Source organism: Methylobacter sp. BBA5.1 (genome assembly GCF_000746145.1).
In the GTDB taxonomy this organism is placed as follows: domain Bacteria; phylum Pseudomonadota; class Gammaproteobacteria; order Methylococcales; family Methylomonadaceae; genus Methylobacter; species Methylobacter marinus.
This window is the reverse complement of the sequence record NZ_JQKS01000004.1, coordinates 128,524-146,372: the sequence shown is the minus strand read 5'-3', so window position 1 is coordinate 146,372 and position 17,849 is coordinate 128,524. Positions and strand designations below refer to the sequence as shown.

11 protein-coding genes are annotated in these 17,849 nt (G+C 57.7%); 6 read left to right on the top strand and 5 right to left on the bottom strand.

Going from position 1 to position 17,849, the window contains the following annotated elements:
- The first annotated feature begins 80 nt into the window (after positions 1 to 80).
- The 4 genes from EK22_RS03775 to EK22_RS03760 all read left to right on the top strand — a co-directional run bounded on the left by EK22_RS03775 (position 81) and on the right by EK22_RS03760 (position 4,306).
- Positions 81 to 311, top strand: a complete 231-nt coding sequence (locus tag EK22_RS03775; protein ID WP_036248198.1) for a hypothetical protein — start codon at positions 81 to 83, stop codon at positions 309 to 311.
- Positions 312 to 576: 265 nt separating this feature from the next.
- Complete coding sequence (locus EK22_RS03770; protein WP_036248196.1) at positions 577 to 1,323, top strand: protein-L-isoaspartate(D-aspartate) O-methyltransferase; 747 nt, start codon at positions 577 to 579, stop codon at positions 1,321 to 1,323.
- Positions 1,324 to 3,756, top strand: coding sequence for a spermine/spermidine synthase domain-containing protein (locus EK22_RS03765; RefSeq protein WP_036248194.1), 2,433 nt, complete (start codon positions 1,324 to 1,326; stop codon positions 3,754 to 3,756).
- 313 nt (positions 3,757 to 4,069) lie between these two features.
- Positions 4,070 to 4,306, top strand: a complete 237-nt coding sequence (locus EK22_RS03760; RefSeq protein WP_020157650.1) for a hypothetical protein — start codon at positions 4,070 to 4,072, stop codon at positions 4,304 to 4,306.
- 352 nt (positions 4,307 to 4,658) lie between these two features.
- Here the strand turns inward: EK22_RS03760 and EK22_RS03755 are convergent, their stop codons facing one another.
- Both EK22_RS03755 and nifJ read right to left on the bottom strand, forming a co-directional pair.
- On the bottom strand, positions 4,659 to 5,678 hold the full coding sequence (locus EK22_RS03755) for a dihydroorotate dehydrogenase-like protein (RefSeq protein ID WP_036248192.1): 1,020 nt from the start codon (positions 5,676 to 5,678) through the stop codon (positions 4,659 to 4,661).
- Complete coding sequence (nifJ, locus tag EK22_RS03750; RefSeq protein ID WP_036248189.1) at positions 5,675 to 9,280, bottom strand: pyruvate:ferredoxin (flavodoxin) oxidoreductase; 3,606 nt, start codon at positions 9,278 to 9,280, stop codon at positions 5,675 to 5,677. The genes EK22_RS03755 and nifJ overlap by 4 nt, the downstream gene beginning before the upstream one ends.
- 291 nt (positions 9,281 to 9,571) lie before the next feature.
- Here nifJ and EK22_RS03745 point away from each other — a divergent pair, with 291 nt between their 5' ends.
- Positions 9,572 to 9,838, top strand: a complete 267-nt coding sequence (locus EK22_RS03745; protein ID WP_020157646.1) for a hypothetical protein — start codon at positions 9,572 to 9,574, stop codon at positions 9,836 to 9,838.
- A gap of 395 nt (positions 9,839 to 10,233) precedes the next feature.
- Here EK22_RS03745 and EK22_RS23025 read toward each other — a convergent pair whose 3' ends face one another.
- The 3 genes from EK22_RS23025 to EK22_RS03730 all read right to left on the bottom strand — a co-directional run bounded on the left by EK22_RS23025 (position 10,234) and on the right by EK22_RS03730 (position 16,644).
- Positions 10,234 to 11,061, bottom strand: a complete 828-nt coding sequence (locus EK22_RS23025) for an esterase/lipase family protein (protein ID WP_051961658.1) — start codon at positions 11,059 to 11,061, stop codon at positions 10,234 to 10,236.
- A gap of 66 nt (positions 11,062 to 11,127) precedes the next feature.
- Complete coding sequence (gene glgP / locus EK22_RS03735) at positions 11,128 to 13,647, bottom strand: alpha-glucan family phosphorylase (protein WP_036248187.1); 2,520 nt, start codon at positions 13,645 to 13,647, stop codon at positions 11,128 to 11,130.
- Between the two features lie 579 nt (positions 13,648 to 14,226).
- The gene (locus tag EK22_RS03730) at positions 14,227 to 16,644 is read right to left on the bottom strand and encodes a Lon protease family protein (RefSeq protein ID WP_036248185.1); all 2,418 of its coding nucleotides are present in this window, start codon (positions 16,642 to 16,644) and stop codon (positions 14,227 to 14,229) included.
- A 260-nt stretch (positions 16,645 to 16,904) separates the two neighbouring features.
- Between EK22_RS03730 and EK22_RS03725 the strand changes: the two genes are divergently transcribed.
- Positions 16,905 to 17,849: a DnaJ C-terminal domain-containing protein gene (locus EK22_RS03725; RefSeq protein ID WP_036248182.1), complete on the top strand. Its 945-nt coding sequence runs from the start codon at positions 16,905 to 16,907 to the stop codon at positions 17,847 to 17,849.

Sequence of the window (17,849 nt, the reverse complement as noted above, 5' to 3'; positions counted from 1 at the left end):
ACAAAAAGAAAATTGACTTTAAGCTGTGGTTGGGGGCGATGGAAATCAGGTGAAACCCTGAACTTGAGTTCAGGAAACCCTTGAGTAATAAATACAGACCTGAGTTTTCGCCTGACAAACCATTACAGGAATATCCAGCTGTTGGACGTGGCGCCAAGCGTTTTTTCCACCGGGACCAGGCGATTGCTTTCCAAGGCAAGGAGAAATCGCAGTTGCTGGTTGTTTATCGTTTCGAGATCTTTCACGCAGCTGTACCAGCTGCCGCCGGTGACAAAAGCCGATTTAAGGCCTCAGGCCAAGACCTCGGTTAGCGCCATCATAATAGTCGCTGGTTCCATAGGATGCCAAGGGACAGCCGCGGGTAAAACACGGGCGTTCTTGTTTTTATGCAATTGAAAATCCCGCGCGGCACTGCGTGGTCACATCCGTCGTTACATGATTCGCATCATGGACAGGCCGGCAAAATAACCGAAAATCCTGAGTTAGCCGAACGGGCCTGATTTAACGGGGGCTGACGGCAGGCTTTACGGCACGGAGCGCTTTAACTTACGCAGGTTGAATCCGGAGGTTGTCCGCATGCCGAAAAACTATCGCTCGGTGCCAAAAGGACTCGCTTGGGTCTGGCTGTTGTTCCTGTGCGGCGCGCTTGCCGTTGCCGAAGAGAGTTACCTGAAGCCGCGCCAGGTCATGATTAATGAAATTAGGGCCGGTGTCGAGATGAGCCAGCAGTTTCTCGAGAAAGGCGAGCTCGATGAACGCGTGCTGGAGGTTATGCTCAAAGTGCCCAGGCACCGGTTCGTGCCGGAGGATCAGCGCCCTTATGCCTATGACAACAGGCCGCTGCCGATCGGTTACGGGCAAACCATCTCCCAGCCTTATATCGTCGCCGTCATGACCGATCTGCTGAACCTTGAGAAAGGCGACCGGGTGCTTGAAATCGGTACCGGCTCGGGCTATCAGGCCGCCATTCTGGCGGAACTGACCGATGCGGTGTTTACCATAGAGATTATCGAGGAGTTGGGCCGGCAGGCCGGGGAACGCCTTGAACAACTGAAGTACGACAACGTGCGGACCCTGGTCGGGGACGGCTATTATGGCTGGCCATCCGAGTCGCCTTTCGATGCGATTGTCGTAACCGCCGCCGCCAGCCATATTCCGCCGCCGCTGATCAAGCAGCTGAAGCCCGGAGGCCGCATGATCATACCGGTCGGCAGCCGGTTCATGGTACAGCATCTGGTGCTGGTCACCAAGGACAAGGACGGCAAGGTCACCACCCGGCAGGTTCTGCCGGTTGCCTTTGTACCGTTAACGGGTGAACACTAAATGACCGAAGCCAGGCCGACCGGTTCGTATCTACTGGCGATAGCCATTATCTCGGCGTCCGCGCTGGCGTACGAGGTACTGCTGATGCGCCTGTTCTCGATCATCCAGTGGCACCATTTCGCCTATATGATCATCAGCCTGGCGCTGCTCGGCTATGGCGTCAGCGGCGTCTTTCTGGCGCTGAACCGCGACGCGCTGCAGCGCCGGTTTCCGGCCGCGATCACGGCCAATATGCTGCTGTTCAGCTTATCGGTGCCGGCCTGTTACGCCCTGGCCCAGATCATTCCCTTCAATCCCGAAGAGATTCTGTGGGCGCCGGTGCAGTTGTTCTATCTGCTGTTGCTGTACCTGCTGCTGGCATTGCCGTTCTTTTGTGCCGCCAATGTCATCGGTCTGTCTTTTTATCATTATCAGACCCGCGTGTCGTTCATTTACGCCGCGGATTTGACCGGCGCCGGCGCCGGCAGCGTCGGCATCATCCTGCTGCTGTTCCTGCTGTTTCCGGAAAAAATTCTGACTGTCCTGACCGGTCTGGGCATCGCGGCGGCCATCATCGTGTCGCATTACAGTTTTCGGGCGCGGCCGGAGGATACAAAGTTCCGGTTCAGTGCCGGCATTATTGTGGTTCTGGCGGCGACGGTCGCGATGACCGGCTGGCTCCGGCTCAATGTTTCGCCTTACAAAGGCGAGAAACAGATGCTGAGAATACCGGGCGCCAGGATCATCGACCGCTATTCCAGTCCGCTGGGCTTGATCAGCGTGGTCAAGAGCGCCATCACGCCGCTGCGCCATGCGCCGGGGCTGAGTCTTAATGCCACGACCGAGCCGCCCGAGCAGCTGGCCGTCTTTACCGATGCCGATGGCATGACCGCAATCAATCGTTACGACGGCAACCCGGAAACCTTGAGCTATCTGGACCAGACCACCTCGGCGCTGCCGTATCATCTGCGCTCGCTGCAAAACGTCCTGATCCTGGGGGCGGGTACCGGCAGCGACATTCTTCAGGCGCACTACCATGCCATACCCCGGATCGATGCGGTTGAACTGAACCCGCAGATGATCGATCTGGTCGAGAAAAAATATGCCGATTTCGCGGGCCATATTTATCAGCATCCGCAGGTCAGCCTGCACATAGGCGAAGCGCGCGGTTTTGTCGCCACCAGCGATGAACGCTATGACCTGATCAACATTTCCCTGCTGGATGCGTTCGGGGCCTCGGCGGCCGGACTTTATGCGCTGTCCGAGAGTTATCTGTATACCGAGCAGGCGATACAGGCCGATTTGCGGCATCTGTCGCCGGGCGGCTATCTCAGCATCACCCGCTGGATCAAGATGCCGCCCCGCGACACGCTGAAAATGCTGGCAACGGTCGTGAATGCGTGCAAGGCGTTGAAGATAAAAGATCCACAGCAGCGCATCGTGCTGATCCGCAGTTGGCAAACCAGCACGCTGCTGGTAAAAAACGGGGCCTTTACTGACCAGGAGATCGACAGCCTCAAGCGATTCAGCCGTGATCGCAGTTTCGACCTGGCTTATTATCCCGGCATCACGGCCGACGAGGTCAACCGGTTTAACATTCTGCCGCAGCCGTATTTCCATCAGGCGGCGAAGGCGCTGTTGGGCGCTGACGGCGAGACTTTTATCAAGGCCTACAAATTCAATATCGAGCCGGCGACGGACGACCGGCCTTATTTCTTCCATTTTTTCAAATGGAAAACCCTGCCCGAGATTGTGCCTTTATTGGGGCAGGGCGGCATGTCGTTGCTGGAAAGCGGCTATCTGTTGCTGATAGCCGCCCTGTTGCAGGCCTTGCTCGCCAGCCTGGTGTTGATCGCACTGCCGCTGGTGCTGGGCAAGGACAGGCTGGGCATCAAATCCGGCGCCCAGGGCTATCGGCCGGTGCTGATTTATTTTGTCTGCCTGGGGCTGGCCTTCTTTTTTGTTGAGATCGCCTTCATCCAGAAATTCATCCTGATTCTGCATCATCCGATTTATGCCGTCACGGCGGTGTTATGCACGTTTCTGATCAGCGCCGGCGCGGGCAGCCTGTTTTCGAAAAGATTATGCGGCAACCGGGCAAAGGCGATGATCCGTTGGCCGGTTGCCGGCATCGTTTTATTCAGCGCGATTTATATCCTGGGCTTTGAATCCCTGACCGGCGCTTTGCTGGAACTGGGCGGCGGCAGCCGACTGCTGTTCTCGATACTGCTGATTGCGCCGCTGGGCTTTTTTATGGGCATGCCGTTTCCGATGGCCATGGACAGCCTCGGCCGGACGGCGCCGACGCTGATCCCGTGGGCCTGGGGCATCAATGGCTGTGCCTCGGTCATCAGCGCGATATTGGCGACGTTGATCGCGATGCAATTCGGTTTTACCGTCCTGGTGTTTCTGGCCCTGCTGCTGTATGTGATTGCGGCGTTTAATTTTCCTTAGGCTTCGGTCGGCAATAATGTCCCACTTTAAACATAGGATGCGCCGACGACAGGAGGCGCATCATTCGCGGGCGATGCGTTTCATTGCGCCGCCTGGAGCACATCAAAACGGCACAACATCATTGAATTGATGGGGAAAAGCGAGTGGCCGCAGCGGGCTTGTCTGGCTCATTCCATAGATGTGTTGACATGATTTGTTATTTGTGGCATACCGCTAATCGTGCGTTACCATGCACAAAATGAATCCCGTCGTTAGATGTCACCGTCCTGTACAAGGAAGCATATATTACTGTCTGTTTACTGAGGAGGCATGTATGTTTTGCAACAATATCGGCAAACACACCGTTAAAAGTGTAAAAGATTCCGGAAAAATTATTGTTATGTCGGATAACTCGAAATGGGAAGTTTACTCGCTGGATAAATTCACATCGAAAGCTTGGGGCTTCGCCGACAGGGTTACCGTCAAGTCTGATATCGGCTCCAAGTTCAGGATTGAGCGCAAGACCCGAAACGGTAAAATCGAGAAGGTCAGGGCAACTTTTGTAAATTAACCATCCCGTAAAACTCACATGAAGAAAAGGCCGCGGCAAGCGGCCTTTTTATTGTTATCTAGCTGACTTTACGCACAGACAGAGGGGCATGCCGTCCGCCGTGCCGGGGCATTGTTCAGCCCGGCCTTTCAAAGCCGCCGGTTCAGGATTCGGCATGGAATAATGGCCTGGTTTTAATGCGGATAACGATAGTGGGAGCGATGCCTACATCGCGATTTAAAATCGCCCGGCAAGTCGCGATGTAGGCATCGCTCCCACGAACCTGAAGAGATGGCGGAGGTTGTTTTTAACCGAATCCTCAGGTGTCTGAGTCAATCCCGCTTGTGACACCCTTTATCCTGCAAATCCACAATTAACGCCGCATCCCCGCCGGCGAACTGTAGCTGTCCAGCACGGCCAGGTAATTGGTGCGTTCGAACGATTTGGGATCGGGGCAAAACTGCTGGCTTAAACGGCCTTTCATGTCCTTGACCGAGGCGCATTCATGCTGCTCCATCCAGGCCGTCAGGCCGGCTTTGATGCGCGTCAGCTGTTCCGGTCCGTGCAGCAGCAGGGTGGCGCATAAGTGCGTGACATCGGCGCCGGACAACAGCAGCTTGATGACGTCGTCGGCCGTGTGCACACCGCCGGTCGCGGCCATCGACAGTTTGACCCGGCCGTAGAGAATGGCGATCCAGCGCATGGCCAGCAGCGCGTCGGCGGAGGTGGATAAGTGCAGTTGCGGGATGATTTGCAGGTTGTCGATATCAATATCGGGCTGGTAAAAACGATTGAACAGCGCCACGGCATCGGCGCCTTCGTTTTCCAGTTCCCTGATAAAATGCGGCAGTGCGCTGAAATAGGGAGACAGCTTCATCGCGATAGGAATATTCACCTGCCGGCGCAATGCCCGCAACAGTTCCAGATAGCGGTTTTCCACATCCATGTTGGATTCATAGAGATCCGTGTCCAGGTAATAGACATTCAGCTCCAGCGCATCGGCACCGGCATCTTCGAGCAATTTGCCGTTTTCCACCCAACCGTCCAGGGAAATGCCGTTGAGACTGGCGATGACCGGGATATTCAGCGTATCTTTCAGGGCTCCGAGATGCTCCAGGTACTGATCCAGCCCCTGCTGAAAATGACTGTCGAAAGGCAGGAAACTGTCGGCTTCGGGATGTCCTATGGTCTGGTGAATCAGAAAGCGCTCCGTCATCTTTTCCTCGTAGCGCAGTTCTTCCTCAAACAGCGAGTACATGACCACGGCCGACGCGCCGGCGTCTTCCAGGCGGCGCGCCGAATCGAGGCCGCGCGTCAGGGGCGAGGCGGAAGGCACCAGCGGGTTGGCCAGTTTAAGCCCCATGTAGTTTGTGCTCAGGTCTATGCTGCTCATGATCGGTCAGACTCCTGTTGGGTGTTGGCTGGCTTCGCGAACGATTGCTCGGCCTGCAGGCGATAATGCCGGTAACGGTTGTTGACATCGCGTTGCGACTGCTGCATTAGGCGTTCCGAATGCTCGGCGTGTGTGCGGCCGAGGACGCTGAAACGCGCTTCGGTCATGGCGAAGTCGCGATAGGGGATGGACGGTTTCTGGCTGTCGAGAAGCAGAGGATTCTGCCCCTGCGCCGCCCGCCTCGGATCGAAACGCAATAATGGCCAGTGGCCGCTGCGTACCGCCAGATCCTGCTGCCGCAGATTGTTCGACAGGTCGACGCCGTGCGCGATACAGGGACTGTAGGCGATAATCAGCGAAGTGCCCGGATAGGATTCGGCTTCCAGAAACGCGTGCAGGGTCTGAATATCCTTGGCGCCAAAGGCGACCTGGGCCACGTAAACCTGCTCGTAATCCATCGCCAGACGCGCCAGATCTTTCTTGGGCGTGGCCTTGCCGGCGGCCGAGAACTTGGCGACGGCGCCCCGGGGCGTGGCCTTGGAGGTCTGTCCGCCGGTGTTCGAATACACCTCGGTATCGAGCAGCAGGATGTTCACATCGCGGCCGGCGGCAAACACATGGTCCAGGCCGCCGAAGCCGATGTCATAGCCCCAGCCGTCGCCGCCGATAATCCAGACGCTGTGCTTGACCAGGTTTTCCGATACCTTCAGCAGACGCTCCGCCGCATCATTGGCGAGCGCCGGCAGCCGCCGGTTCAGCTCGCTGACGCGCTGGCGCTGCTCATAGATGCCGGCCTCGTCGCTTTGATCGGCCGCGAGAATCGCGTCGGCCAGTTCCGCCCCGACCGGATCGCGCAGGCCCTGCAGCAGCTCGCGCGCGTACTGGGTCTGCTGATCGATGGCAACGCGCATGCCCAGACCGAATTCGGCATTGTCCTCGAACAGCGAATTCGACCAGGCGGGGCCGCGCCCCTCGGCGTTTTTGGCCCACGGCGTCGCCGGCAGGTTGCCGCCATAGATGGACGAACAGCCGGTCGCGTTGGCGACCACCATGCGGTCGCCGAACAGCTGGCTGGCAAGCCGCAGATACGGGGTCTCGCCGCAGCCCGCGCAGGCGCTGGAAAATTCGAACAAAGGCTGCAGGTGCATGGCTTCGGGCAGCTTATTGTGGTGCAGCAGGCGGCGGTCCGGCTCCGGAATTTTCAGGAAATAGTCCCAGTTTTCGCGCTCCTGGACGCGCAAAGGCGGCTGCGGCGCCATATTGACGGCTTTGCGCTCGGGGTTGTCGCGATCGCGGATCGGGCAGACCTGCACGCATAGGGTGCAGCCGGTGCAGTCTTCGGGCGCGACCTGGTAGCTGATCAACAGATCGCCGCCGAAGGCCTTGCTTTTGACCGGCACGGATTTGAACGTCGGCGGCGCGTTTTCGACGCTGTCGGCGGTAAACAGCTTGCTGCGGATCACGCTGTGCGGGCAGACAAACACGCACTTGCCGCACTGGATGCAGATATCGGGCTCCCAGACCGGGATCTCCAGGGCCAGATTGCGCTTTTCGAAGGCGGCGGTGCCGGTTTCAAAGGTGCCGTCGGCGGCAAAGCGGCTGACCGGCAGGAAGTCGCCGCGCCCGGCCATCATCTCGGCGGTCAGGCGCTGCACATAATCCGGCGCGTCGGCGGTCACGGCGGGCGGCATTTCGATCGCGCCGGTCGCCTGCGCGGGCACCGGGACCTGATGCAATTGGCTAAGCGCCGCGTCGATCGCGTCAAGATTGGCCTGCTGTATGCGCTTGCCGGCCTTGGCGTAGGTTTTCCGCCCGGCTTCCCTGATCGCGTCCAGCGCTTCATCCAGCGGCATGATATTGGACAGCGCGAAGAAGCAGGTCTGCATGACGGTATTGATGTGCCGTCCCAAACCGCATTTTCTGGCGATTTCGTAGGCGTCGATCACGTAAAAGGCGATGTTTTTCTCGATCATGGCCTCCTGGAAACGGCGCGGCAGGCTGTTCCAGGCCTGCTCGGCGGCAACCGGGGTATTCAGCAGGAATACCGCGCCCGGCGCCGCCTTGTCGAGCATCGGGTAGCGCTCGAGAAACACCGATTGATGGCAGGCGACAAAGCGCGCGTCGTTGTCGCCGATCAGATAGCTGGAACGGATTTTCTCGGGCCCGAAACGCAGGTGCGAGACTGTGACGGCACCGGCTTTTTTGGAATCGTAGACAAAATAGCCCTGGGCATTGAGCGGCGTTTTATCGCCGATGATCTTGATGGCATTCTTGTTGGCGCTGACTGTGCCGTCGCTGCCCAGTCCGAAAAAAACCGCGCTGACCGTGGCCTGGGCTGCATCGGTGCGAAACGACGGGTCCCAGGCCAGATGGGTATGGGTGACATCGTCGATGATGCCGACCGTGAACGGGTGTTTGGGCCGCTCCCTGGCCAATTCATCGAAAATGCCTTTAATCATGGCCGGCGTGAATTCCTTCGAGGACAGGCCGTAGCGGCCGCCGACGATTTTGGGCAAGTGCTCAAACCGGGGATTGCCGCCCAGATAATTCTGCATGATAGCGGTCAGGACATCCTTGTATAGCGGTTCGCCATCGGCGCCGGGCTCCTTGGTCCTGTCCAGCACCGCCAGACTGCGCAGCGTGGCCGGCAAGGCGTCGATCAAGACCTCGGCGGCGAACGGGCGGAACAGCCGGACTTTCAGCACGCCGACTTTTTCTCCGTGCGCGGTTAAGTGGCGGACGGTCTCCTCGGCGGTTTCGGCCCCGGAGCCCATCAGCACGATGACCCGTTCGGCCTCCTCGGCCCCGACGTAGTCGAACAGATGATACTGGCGACCGGTCAATTCGGCGAAACGGTCCATGGTATCCTGAACGATGCCGGGCATGGCCTGGTAATACGGATTGGCGCTTTCCCGCGCCTGAAAAAACACATCGGGATTCTGGGCGCTGCCGCGCAGGACCGGATGGTCCGGCGACAAGGCGCGCCGGCGGTGCCGATCGACCAGGTCCTCATCGATCAAGGCGCGCACCGTCGCTTGGTCGACAGGCTCGATCGTGGCGATTTCATGCGAGGTCCTGAAGCCGTCGAAAAAATGCAGGATGGGAATGCGCGCGGCCAGCGTTGCCGCCTGGGCGATCAGGGCGAAGTCCATGACTTCCTGCACCGAATTGGCCGACAGAAACGCGAAGCCCGTCGTCCGGGCCGCCATCACGTCGCTATGGTCGCCGAAAATCGACAAGGCATGCGTCGCCAGCGTGCGGGCCGCGACATGGAAAACCGTTGACGTCAACTCGCCGGCAATCTTATACATATTCGGAATCATCAGCAGCAATCCCTGCGAGGCTGTGAATGTCGTGGTCAGCGCGCCGCTTTGCAAGGCCCCGTGCACGGCGCCGGCCGCGCCGCCCTCGCTTTGCATTTCAATGACCTGCGGCTGCGTGCCCCAGATATTGTTGCGTCCTTCCGAAGCCCAACTGTCGGACAACTCCCCCATCGGCGAGGCCGGCGTAATCGGGTAGATCGCGATGACTTCATTAGTCAGATACGCGACCCGCGCGGCTGCTTCATTGCCGTCAATCGTGATAGTGCTTGCTTTTGACATCAATCATCCCCTTGCAAATAACTGCTGTTTCAGAACCAATCAGGGTTCTGTCGCAACTGTTCGATAGTAAGTTGCCCCAATTGATTCCTGATAACAGCCGGAAAACAGGATAGTAGCCGCTATTTCCCGGAACGGCCATACAAACATCGGTTCTTCGCGCCCAAGCATAGCTTAAATGCTTGAGGAATGAACAGAATTTGAGGGACTCTGTCTTAGCCTCAAAGACAGCTTAATTTTTTACCGAGAACGGTTCCACAATGTGTTAAATAAAACTAAAAACAGAGGTGTGTCATGGCATTAAAAGAAGACTTTGAAAACCTGCTTGAATCCTTAAAAACCGAGCGCGATGAAATTAAATTGAAACTGCATTTAGGTTCCATGGAAGCCAGGGACGAATTTGAGAACGTTGAAAAAAACTGGAACGCGTTTACCCGGAAAGCGGCCGACATCTCCGATGATACGGTGGAAACTTCGGAAGAATTTATCGAAAAGACAAAAATAGTCGGCGAGGAATTGAAAGCAACCTATGACCGGATCAGGGCAAGGTTGTCCAAATAATCTTTTGGCCGATAAGCATGGACAGGCACCTGGCCGAAGCTTGCGATGCGGCCCATTCGAATCAAAGGGAGATGTATCGTACGGTTGCATTGTAGGGGCGGACCTGCGTGTCCGCCCTGTTTCGGGTGCACGACGGATCATCGGCAAACCATTGGCCGAGGGTGCACACCGTAGGGGCGGACCTACGTGTCCGCCCTGTTTCCGGTGCACGACGGATCACCGGCAAACCATTGGCCGAGGGTGTACACCGTAGGGGCGGACCTACGTGTCCGCCCTGTATCCGATGCACGACGGATCACCGGCAAACCATTGGCCGAGGGTGAACCGTTGAGCAAGGGCAAACACACAGGTTCGCCCCCACGAGGTTGCCGAAACAACCGCCAGTACCGATCCGGCTAACAGTTTCGCACACGCTCCACAATGTCCTCAAATCCGCGCAGGTAATCGAAATGAGCGGGCTTGCCGTGCACGCCCTCATCCAGATCATGGCCGATTTCATCGAAATGGTCGGCGGGCCAGGGCGGGGCAATAGCTTCCCACCCGACAGGCAGGGCCGAGGAAACCGGCACCATGCCGTCGTTGTCCCCGCCGGTGATTTTGGCGATGTAGCGATAGGCGGGCAGCAACAGCTTGCAGGTCTTTAAGGAGCCCTCGCGCCCGCTGCCGGCCACGCAGAAATAATTCAGCCGCGGGTTGTCGATATAGGTGTCGTTGAATTCGCGCATGGATTCCGCGGTTAAATCGTGCAGGGCATCAAGCCAATGGAATTTATCGGCTATGTCGCGAATGACGCCTTCGATGGCGCCCATTAAGGGTATCTCCGATTCGCCGTCCGCGAATGATTCACAAAGATCGGCCAGCGGCGAGCCTTGATGCGGCGTGCCGATGGTGGTCAGCGAGCAGACCTGATCGGCGATATTGCCGGGATTGGCCGGCGACAGCAGGTAGCGGCCGTCCAGTCCGCCCATGCTATGGGCGATGATATGGACTTTCTCGTCCGGATTCAGTACGGGCGGCGCGCCGGTCTGGCCCAGCGCCTCGAGAATCTGCCGCTTCAATTCCTCGCCGCGCACGTCAATGCCGCCGATCGGAGGCACTTGGGTGACCAGCACCCGCGCCTGAAACCGGCGTTCCAGATGCTCCTTGATGCCGTTGAAGTAGTCGACTTCTAAAACAGGCAGGGTATCAAACCCGAGCAGGCCATGGGTCAGGACGATGTTCATATTGCACCTCAACAGATTATTGTGACGAGCCCCTTAACGGGAATCCTGTAAAGCCGGCATGCTCGCTCATTTCACCCATAAAATAGGCTGGGCTTCCGTAGGCACGCTGACGTCGGGATGGCTGGGTATGATTCTGGGCGTATAGTCCGAAATCGGCCGCTTGGCCGGGATCTCGACGCTGTAGACGAAACCGTTGACCGCCCCGGGGAGTTCATGGTCGATACGCATTTCATAAATATTATCGGCATCGCCGTAAGTCGGTTCCGCGAACAGTTCGACCTTGACATCCTCTGCCGTTAAATCGCCCAGATAAACCTGCAGCCTGAAAGAATATACGCTCTCACTGTTTTCGATTTCGACATGGGCGACGTGAATTTTGGGCCACAGGTCATTCAGTCGCGACAGCCAGCGGGCCAGGTCTCGGCCTGACCGGGCGCCGTTCGCGGCGCGGCGTTGATATTGATCCGCCAGGGACAGATAAAAACGGTCGGTATATTCGCGCACCATGCGGTTGGCGGAGAAATAAGGCGTCAAGGTGGTCATGCTCTCGCGCATCTTGGCTACCCAGCGCTCGGGAATGCCGCTGTCGTTGCGCCGGTAGAAAGCCGGGACGATCTCGTTTTCCAGCAGGCCGTACAGCATGTCGGCCTGCTGGGCATCGGTGTGCTCGGCTTCGTGCCCGTTCAGCGCCCAGCCGACTTCCGGCCGGTAGGCCTCGGCCCACCAGCCGTCCAGCTCGGACAGATTCAGGCCGCCGTTGACCAGGATTTTCATGCCGCTGGTGCCACAGGCTTCCCAGGGGCGCCTTGGCGTATTGATCCACAGGTCGACGCCTTGCACCAAGTATTCGGCGGTGATCATGTCGTAATCGCTCAGGAAGATCGCGCGTTCGCGGATTTCCGGCCGCCGTATGAACTGGTGCCAGGCCTTGATCAAGCGCTGGCCCGGCAGGTCCGCCGGATGCGCCTTGCCGGAGACGACCAGCTGCACGGGCCTGTGAGGATCGGTTAACAGGCGCGCCAGCCGTTCGGGATCGGTCAGCAGCAGGTTGGGTCTTTTATAGGTGGCGAAACGGCGGGCAAAGCCGATAGTCAATACGTTCGGGTCGAACAGGCGCAACACCAGATCTTCCAGTTCGGTGTCGGATAAGGTGCTGTGCACGTTCAGTTCCCGGCTGTACTCGTCGCGGACGAACTGCACCAGCCGGGAACGGTTCTGGGCGCGTAAATTCCAGAGGTCGTGGTCCTTGACGTGGCGGAATTGGGCGGCCAGATGATCCGGATCGCAAAACCAGCGGTTCTTGCCGCACAAATTGGTCCAGAGCTCGTCGGCTTCCATGGAATCCCAGGCTGGCACATGGACGCCATTGGTGACATGCGTGACCGGGATTTCGTATTTCGGCCAGCCTGGAAACAAGGGGAGGAAAATATTCCGGCTGACCTCGGCGTGCAAGCGGCTGACGCCATTGACGGCGGCGCTGCCGCGGATGGCCAGACAGGCCATATTGAAAGGCGCCGCCGGGTTGTTGTCGCCGGGATTTCGCCCCAGAGCCAGCAGGGTATCGAGGTCGATATTCAGGGCCTTGGCATAAAGGCCCAGGCTGTTCTTGATCAATTCGGGGCTGAAGCGGTCAAAGCCGGCCTCGACCGAGGTATGGGTGGTAAACAGGTTGCCGGCGCGCGTTACCGTCAAGGCCGTCGCGAAATCGACGCGATGCGCGTTCATGAAATGACGCGCGCGCTCAAGCACCAGCAGCGCGGCATGGCCTTCGTTCAGATGGCAGACCTCAGGGGTGATGCCCAGTGCCTGCAAAACCTGCCAGCCACCGATGCCCAGCAGGATCTCCTGCGACAGCCGGTATTCGGACTCGCCGCCGTACAGTTCGGCCGTGATGCAGCGGTCCACCGGATGATTGGCTGGATCGTTGGAATCGAGCAAATACAGTTTGATGCGGCCGATCTGTGCCTGCCATACCCGCACCCATAAACGGGACGGCGTCAACAACTGTATGCGCAGCCATTCGCCATGATTGATGCGCACGGGGCAAACCGGCAAGTCGCTGGTTTCGCTGGACGGATAAAGGGCGATCTGGTTGCCGTCGGCATCGAAGGCCTGGCGGAAATAGCCTTTCTGGTAGAGCAGGCCGACGCCTACCAACGGCAGGCCCAGGTCGTTGGCGGCCTTCAAGTGATCGCCGGCCAGCAGGCCGAGCCCGCCCGAATAAATGGGCAGGGCCTCGCTGAGACCGAATTCCATGCTGAAATAGGCGATTTTCCGCAGGGCGATGCCCTGCCGCTTCTTGGTCTGGAACCAGCGCTGTTCCGACAAGGCCTGGCGATGGGCCGAAACGATGGTGCGCAGCTTCTCGCAGAAGGCTTCGTTTTGCGACAGGTCTTCCAGGCGCGCGCGCGATATAGCCTGCAACACCAGCCAGGGGTTGCGGGTTTGCGCCCAGAATTCGGCATCCAGCTCGCGCCATATCTCATCAGCGCCATGAACCCAGGAATAACTGCAATCCCGGGCCAGATCGCTCAATCCGTCGAGTTTCTGTTCCATATCGGGGCGAAAATATTTGGGGATGGTCATGTGTTACGGGCTCCATAAGAACGGCAGTGTAAGAATATAGGACAAGTGTACTTAGCGCCTGGGTATCGGATCCCACGGAGGACCATGGGATCCAGGGGCTCGGCCAATACACGTCCGGCCAGATATACTCGTACCCACGCTCCTGAGGCTGTGAAAGTATTCAATTTAAAGGATTTAACCACGAAGGACACGAACGCCTCCAAGGAAGGAGGCGGTAGAATTGCGTCTGGAACAGCAATCGAGAGCACGAAGTTTTAAGTTTTTGATTAACTTGATTTTTTTCTTCGTGTCCTCGGCAACTGCTCCTGCGTCGCCTAAAGCGCCTACTTTTGGTGCTCTACCTCCCGCATCCATGCGGTCGTTCGTGATCTTCGTGGTAAATAAGGCTTTTTATGATGTTTTTACTAATTCTTTCACACTCTCTCCTGCGTGGGAATGCATACTAAGGAACGCGCATAAAATAACTTCCTCAAGTGCGCGGATGAATTTCCGGTGTAGGTGCGGATTTATTTATACCCTGAAGGGCACAAGTGAATTCGCACCTACAATTTACCCGTCATAATTAAATCCGACAGCCTCCTAGCCTTCGTTATTTTTCGACGATTCCTTCTCGGCCCTCAGGTGGAATTCCTTGTTCAGCGAGGTAAATTGCAACAGCTGGGCTTCGACCTTGCCGTTGAACGAGGCCGGCGGGTATTTGCCCTGCTCGTCGACGACTCCGGCTTCCATGCCGGTCAGCAGTTCAAGCGCTTCGTCCACGGTGGTGACGGCGTAGATATGAAACTGGCCGGACTGGGCCGCGTGCACGACATCCCAGCGCAGCATCAGGAACTTGACGTTCGTGGACGGAATGATGACGCCTTGCGTGCCGGTCAGACCCTTTTTGACGCAGATATCGAAGAAGCCTTCTATTTTTTCATTGACGCCGCCTATCGGCTGCACATGGCCCAGCTGGTTGACCGAGCCGGTAATCGCCAGATCCTGCCGCAGAGGCACCTGGGCCAGGGACGACAGAATAACGCACAGTTCGGCCAACGAGGCGCTGTCGCCGTCGACGTGGCCGTAGGACTGCTCGAACACCAGGCTGGCGGACAGCGAGAACGGGCTGTTGCGGGCATAGCGCGAGGCGATGAAGCTCGACAGAATCAGCACGCCCTTGGAATGGAGAGCGCCGCCCAGTTCGGTTTCGCGTTCGATATCGACCACTTTGCCGGTGCCAAGACGCGTCGTGGCGGTGATGCGCGACGGCTGGCCGAAGGCGAATTCGCCCAGTTGCAGCACCGACAGGCCGTTGATCTGGCCCGTCACTTTGCCCTCGGTATCGATCAGCACGGTGCCGCGATCGATATTCTCATAGAGTTTTTCCCTGAGCTTGTCGAGCCGGTAAATCTTATGGTCGATGGCTTTCTGGACATCGCTGTTGGCGATCAGGGAATGGCCGTTTTCCTCGGCCCAATGGTCGGATTCCGTCAACAGATCCTTGATGCTGCGCAGATGCGTCAACAGCTTCTCGGCATCACCGGCCATGCGGGAGCTGTGCTCGATGACCCGGGCAACGGCCGCCGGACTCAACGGCCGCAATTTTTCGTGCTTGGCAATCGTGGCCAGCAGACGGGCGTATTCATGGGTGCTGTTTTCCCGGACAACGGAGACGTCGAAATCGGCGGCCACCTTGAACAGGTCGTGGAACTCGGGGTCATAGGCGCTTAACAGGTAATACAGCAGCGGGTCGCCGAACAGGATAATCTTTACCTCCAGCGGTATGGGCTCCGGTTCCAGGGACGAGGTGCTGATCAGGCTGAGTGTCCGCTCCAGCGGCTCGATGCGGATTTCACGGGCCTGCAGCGTTCGTTTAAGGCTCTCCCAGGCATACGGCTGAAACAGGATTTTCCGGGCGTCGATGATCAGGTAGCCGCCGTTGGCCTTATGCAAGGCGCCTGGCTTGATCATGGTGAAATCGGTGATCAACGAGCCCATATAGGCCTGGTGATCGGTATGGCCGATCAGGTTGCTGTAATTCGGCAGGTCCTCGTAAACCACGGGCGCGGCGCGCTTGTTGCTGAAGTCGACGATCAGGTTGACCTGATAGCGTTTCAGCGGATTGGAATCCTGTTGAAAATCCATAAACGGCAGCATTTTTTCGGTATGCGGAACGAAATCCCGGACGTGCTCGATGATGTCTTTCTGCACGTCATTCAGATAACTGATGACGTCCGGTTGGTCGGCGTATTTTTCGATCAGCTCGTCGATGGAATGGTTGACGGCCAGGGCCGCGACTTCTCGATTCAGGGCCTGCAGCTTGCGCTTGGTTTCCTTGCGCCAGATCGGGAATTTTTTCAGTAGTTGCTGCAGGCGTTCCTGCAGGTTGAAAATCGTGTTTTGTATTTGGTGCTGCTGCTCTTTATCGAGCTTGTTGAACTGCTCGGGCGTCAGCGCGACGCCGTTTTCATCGGCCGGCGCGAAACCGTAGCCGGTGACCGTTTCGGTCAGCAGAATATGGGCATTTTCGGCTTCCTCGCGCAACTGGTTCAATTCATGGATTTCCCGCTGGCGCGATTCGCTTTCGATCTCGCCGGCGCGGGAGCGGTATTCGTCACCGTCGAATGCCGAGGGTATGGCGATGCTCAGTTCGTCGATCAACTGCTCCATGTCATGCCGGAAAATCCTGCCTTGTCCCGGCGCCAGTCGGATGGCGGCCGGCTTGGCCGGCTGGCTGAAATTGTTGACGTAACACCAGTCCGAGGGCACGGGGCGGTGGAAGGCTTCGTGTTCGGCCAGTTGCTTGATGGTGGTGAACTTGCCGGTGCCGGAAGGCGCCATCGCGAAAATGTTGTAACCGCTTTTGTTGATCCGGATGCCGAATTTGATCGCCTCCATGGCGCGTTCCTGGCCGACAATGATATCGATGTTTTCAAGCTCGTCAGTGGAATTGAATTTTAACTGCTCGATATTGCACGGTTTATAAAGTTGTGACGGAGCCAGCGGTGTATTTTTCATAGAATGAACCTTGCTTGGAAGCCTTGGTTTTTATCAGTTGTTATGAATGTTTCATGCCCGGGCGGGACGAGAAACTTACCCTGTTATAAAGGCTCCAACTAACGGCAATGTCATGATATAAAGAGACAACCATGGCTTTATAAAAGTTCTCGCCTGGTGCTTGTCGAGCCTTTGCCAGCAGGGCTTTTACATTATAGCCACATTTGTATGGCACGTTCACTTTACCCTTTTCCCATGCTAAAGCGGAGCCGATTCGCACTATGGAATATAAAGATTATTACAAAATAATGGGGCTTTCCAGGGACGCCTCGCCAGAGGAGATAAAGCGGGCCTACCGCAAACTGGCCCGCAAATACCATCCCGATGTCAGCAAGGAGCCCGATGCCGAGACGAAATTCAAGGAACTGGGCGAGGCCTACGAAGTGCTTAAAGACCCTAAAAAGCGCGCCGCCTATGATCAGGTCGGCCGTGGCTGGCAGGAGGGGCAGCCCTTTACGCCGCCGCCTGATTGGGGCTTTGATTTCGGTGCCGAGCAGGGCTTCACCGGTACGGGGGGCGGATTCAGCGATTTTTTCGAGGCGCTGTTCGGGCGCGGTTTCGGCGCCGGGCGGGGCGGCGTCTACGGCAGGCAGGCGCACATGCAGGGCAGCGACCAGCACGCCAGGATACAGATCGATCTGGAGGACGCTTACCGCGGCGCCGACAGCCTGATTTCCCTGAACGTACCGCAAACAGACAGCCAAGGCCGCCTGGTTTCAAGCGTGCGGACCTTAAATGTCAAGATTCCGAAAGGCATCAAGGCCGGGCAGCGCATCCGCCTGGCAGGGCAGGGCATGCCGGGAGTCGGCGGCGGCCGCAGCGGCGATTTGTATCTGGAAATTGAATTCAAGCCCCACCGTTATTTTCGCGCTGAGGGGCGCGATATTCATCTTGAACTGCCGGTCACGCCGTGGGAGGCCGCCCTGGGCGCCACCGTTCCGGTGCCGACGCTGGGCGGCACCGTCGAATTGAAAGTCCCGGCCGGCTCGCAGGCCGGCAAGCAGTTGCGCCTGAAAAGCCGCGGTCTGCCCGGAACGCCTGCCGGCGACCAGTATGTGACCTTGAAGATCGTCACGCCATCGGCCAGAACCGATGAAGCAAAAGCCCTGTATGAGCAAATGGCCAAAGTGATGCCGATGAATCCGCGTGCGGCGATGGGGGTATGA